General features: G+C 61.2%; 5 protein-coding genes. 4 read left to right on the top strand and 1 reads right to left on the bottom strand.

Translation table 11 applies throughout. The features are described 5' to 3' along the window. The coding region (locus EN914_RS30580) for a DUF3008 family protein (protein ID WP_127389487.1) at positions 1–108 on the top strand (108 nt) is incomplete at its 5' end. A gap of 112 nt (positions 109–220) precedes the next feature. Here EN914_RS30580 and EN914_RS30575 read toward each other — a convergent pair. Beyond that, entirely contained in the window at positions 221–430 is a 210-nt protein-coding gene (locus EN914_RS30575; protein ID WP_013532143.1) for a hypothetical protein, read from the bottom strand. Between the two features lie 376 nt (positions 431–806). Here EN914_RS30575 and rpsD point away from each other — a divergent pair, with 376 nt between their 5' ends. From rpsD to EN914_RS30560, 3 genes are all read left to right on the top strand, one after another. Next, positions 807–1424 (top strand): 30S ribosomal protein S4, encoded by a 618-nt coding sequence (gene rpsD / locus EN914_RS30570; protein ID WP_013532142.1) that lies wholly within the window; start codon positions 807–809, stop codon positions 1422–1424. Positions 1425–1531: 107 nt separating this feature from the next. Next, a complete protein-coding gene (gene ttcA / locus EN914_RS30565; RefSeq protein ID WP_024504563.1) occupies positions 1532–2419 on the top strand; it encodes a tRNA 2-thiocytidine(32) synthetase TtcA in 888 nt (295 codons plus the stop codon). Next, positions 2409–2836 (top strand): inositol monophosphatase family protein (locus tag EN914_RS30560; protein WP_281034680.1); only part of this gene is annotated, 428 nt, incomplete at its 3' end. The genes ttcA and EN914_RS30560, both read left to right, overlap by 11 nt.

Here is a 2836-nt window from a genome sequence, read left to right as displayed (position 1 = left end):
CTCCAGGGCGCTTCCAAGGGAATGTACGAATCGATGAGCGAAAAGCAGCTCGAGGAATTCGCCGAGACGAAGCGCAAGGGCCTGCCGGAGAAGAAGTCGAAAGGCTAGAGTGCGGTCCGCCGTTCAAGGGAAACGCCGAAGAACACGAGCCGGAATCAAACGCCCGCGGCCAAACCGCGGGCTTTGAAGTGATGTCGGCCGCCTGAGACCGGATTGCAGCCTACCAGCGCCCTCTGCACTGCTTGATCTTGTAGCGGATGACCTTCTTGTGGCCGTGCCGCCAGATAATTTTCTTCTTGATCACGATGCGGCAAGCCTGGTGGTGCCGGTGCCCTTGCCAATGCCTGGCCTCAGCCGGCTCCGGTGTCATGACCGCCATGGATCCCGCCAACACAGCGGCTCCTGTCAGGGTAAGGAAGAATTTCTTCATGCGAATGTAGCTCCTCTGCTCCGGTCCCTTCCTGATGCCGCTGGCGCAACCTCCCGCCACATCCGGCACTGTACTCAACCCAGAGACGCTATATCGTCGCCATGGCCTACGCCAGCCACAAGCTTGACACCGGTTAAATCTCCGTTTAATCAGCGCGCCAACACCGGGCCGCAATGCCCGGTGGTTTTCTTTATGTGCGCAAGATGCGTGGAAATCCAATTCTACTATCTTGTTTGAACTGACGTGTCCCGTGGGTTTTCCGCCGCGTTGCGTGGGAAAACCCTGTCAGGTCTCGAAAACGGAGGCCAGAGGAGGGCGCGTTTCCTTCACCCGGACCATGAGGTTCCGGGGTGTGTTGTTTTGAAAAGGGAATGCGATGAGCAAGCGCGAATCCGCGAAGTACAAGATCGACCGCCGTCTCGGCGAAAACATCTGGGGCCGCCCGAAGTCCCCGGTCAACAAGCGTGAATACGGCCCCGGCCAGCATGGCCAGCGCCGCAAGGGCAAGCTTTCCGATTTCGGCCTGCAGCTGCGCGCCAAGCAGAAGCTGAAGGGGCACTATGGCGACGTTTCGGAAAAGCAGTTCCGCAAGGTCTATGAAGAGGCTGACCGCCGCAAGGGCGACACCTCGGAGAACTTGATCGGCCTGCTCGAGTCGCGTCTCGACGCGGTCGTCTACCGCGCCAAGTTCGTGCCGACCATTTTCGCCGCCCGTCAGTTCGTCAACCACGGCCACGTCAACGTCAACGGCAAGCGCGTCAACATCGGCTCGTACCGCTGCAAGCCGGGCGATGTCGTCGAAATCCGCGAAAAGTCCAAGCAGCTGGTCATCGTTCTGGAAGCGGTCGGTCTCGCCGAGCGCGACGTGCCGGACTACATCGAAGCCGATCACAACAAGATGGTCGCGACCTTCTCGCGCATCCCCGGCCTGGCGGATGTTCCGTTCGCCGTGCAGATGGAACCGAACCTGGTCGTCGAATTCTATTCGCGCTAAACGAGCGCGTTCTGCGACATCCTGCGAAGGCCGCCCGTCGAGGCGGCCTTTTCTTTGTCGGTCATGTCCGCTAATCCGGCGCTCTGGGCCACTGAAAGCGACATGCCATGAACATGCTTCCAGACATTGAAACGCTCGAACCGGTCGCCGACAGCGAAGGCGGTTTCCATCCGCTGTTCGCCGACGTGCCGTCCTCGGTCGAGTTCAACAAACTGCGCAAGCGGCTGCTGCGGCTGACCCGGCAGGCGATCGAGGATTTCTCGATGGTCAAGCCCGGCCAGCGCTGGCTCGTAGCCCTGTCGGGCGGCAAGGATTCCTACGGCCTGCTCGCGGTGCTGCTCGACCTCAAATGGCGCGGGCTCTTGCCGGTCGATCTTCTGGCCTGCAATCTCGACCAGGGCCAACCGAATTTCCCCAAACATATCCTGCCGGACTATCTCGACAGCCACGGCATTGCGTACCGGATCGAATATCAGGACACCTATTCCGTCGTCACCGACAAGCTGCCGGCGGGCAGCACCTATTGCTCGCTCTGCTCGCGTCTCAGGCGCGGCCATCTCTACCGCATTGCACGTGAGGAGGGGTGCTCGGCGCTGGTGCTCGGCCACCATCGCGAGGACATTCTCGAGACCTTCTTCATGAACCTCTTCCATGGCGGGCGTCTCGCCGCCATGCCGCCAAAACTGCTCAATGACGAAGGCGACGTTATGGTGCTGCGGCCATTGAGCTATTGCGCCGAGGTCGATCTGGAAAAATTCGCTGCCGCCATGCGATTCCCGATCATTCCCTGCGATCTCTGCGGCAGCCAGGAAGGTCTTCAGCGCAACGCCATGAAGGCGATGCTCGAGGACCTGGAAAAGCGCATGCCGGGCCGCAAGGATACGATGCTGCGCGCGCTGTCGAACAGCAGGCCATCGCATCTGCTCGACAGAAAGCTGTTCGATTTCGCTGCCCTCAACGAGACCCTCACCACAAGGCAAGCCGATGACATTTGACGACACCGCGATCGACTGGCTGGCCGGCATTCTGGCCGAGGCGGCACTTGCCGAGATCATGCCGCGCTTTCGCCGGTTGGGCGATGGCGATGTCAGGCAGAAGACGTCGGCCGCCGACCTGGTGACCGAAGCCGACGTCAATGCCGAGCGGCTGATCACCGCGCGGCTGCGCGAGCGGTATCCCTCAGCGATGGTCGTCGGCGAGGAGGCCTGTTCCGACAATCCAGCGCTTTTAAACGGGTTGGGCGATGCCGATCTGGCCTTCGTCATCGACCCGGTCGACGGTACTTTCAATTTCGCCTCCGGCGTGCCGCTGTTCGGCGTCATGCTGGCGGTCGTGGTCAAGGGCGAGACCGTCGCCGGCATCATCCACGATCCCGTCGGCAAGGACTGGCTGATTGGCGCCAGGGGCGCCGG

Origin of the sequence: Mesorhizobium sp. M7A.F.Ca.CA.001.08.2.1 (genome assembly GCF_003998455.1) — a bacterium.
GTDB classification, from domain to species: domain Bacteria; phylum Pseudomonadota; class Alphaproteobacteria; order Rhizobiales; family Rhizobiaceae; genus Mesorhizobium; species Mesorhizobium ciceri.
This window is presented reverse-complemented; position numbering and strand designations above follow the sequence as displayed.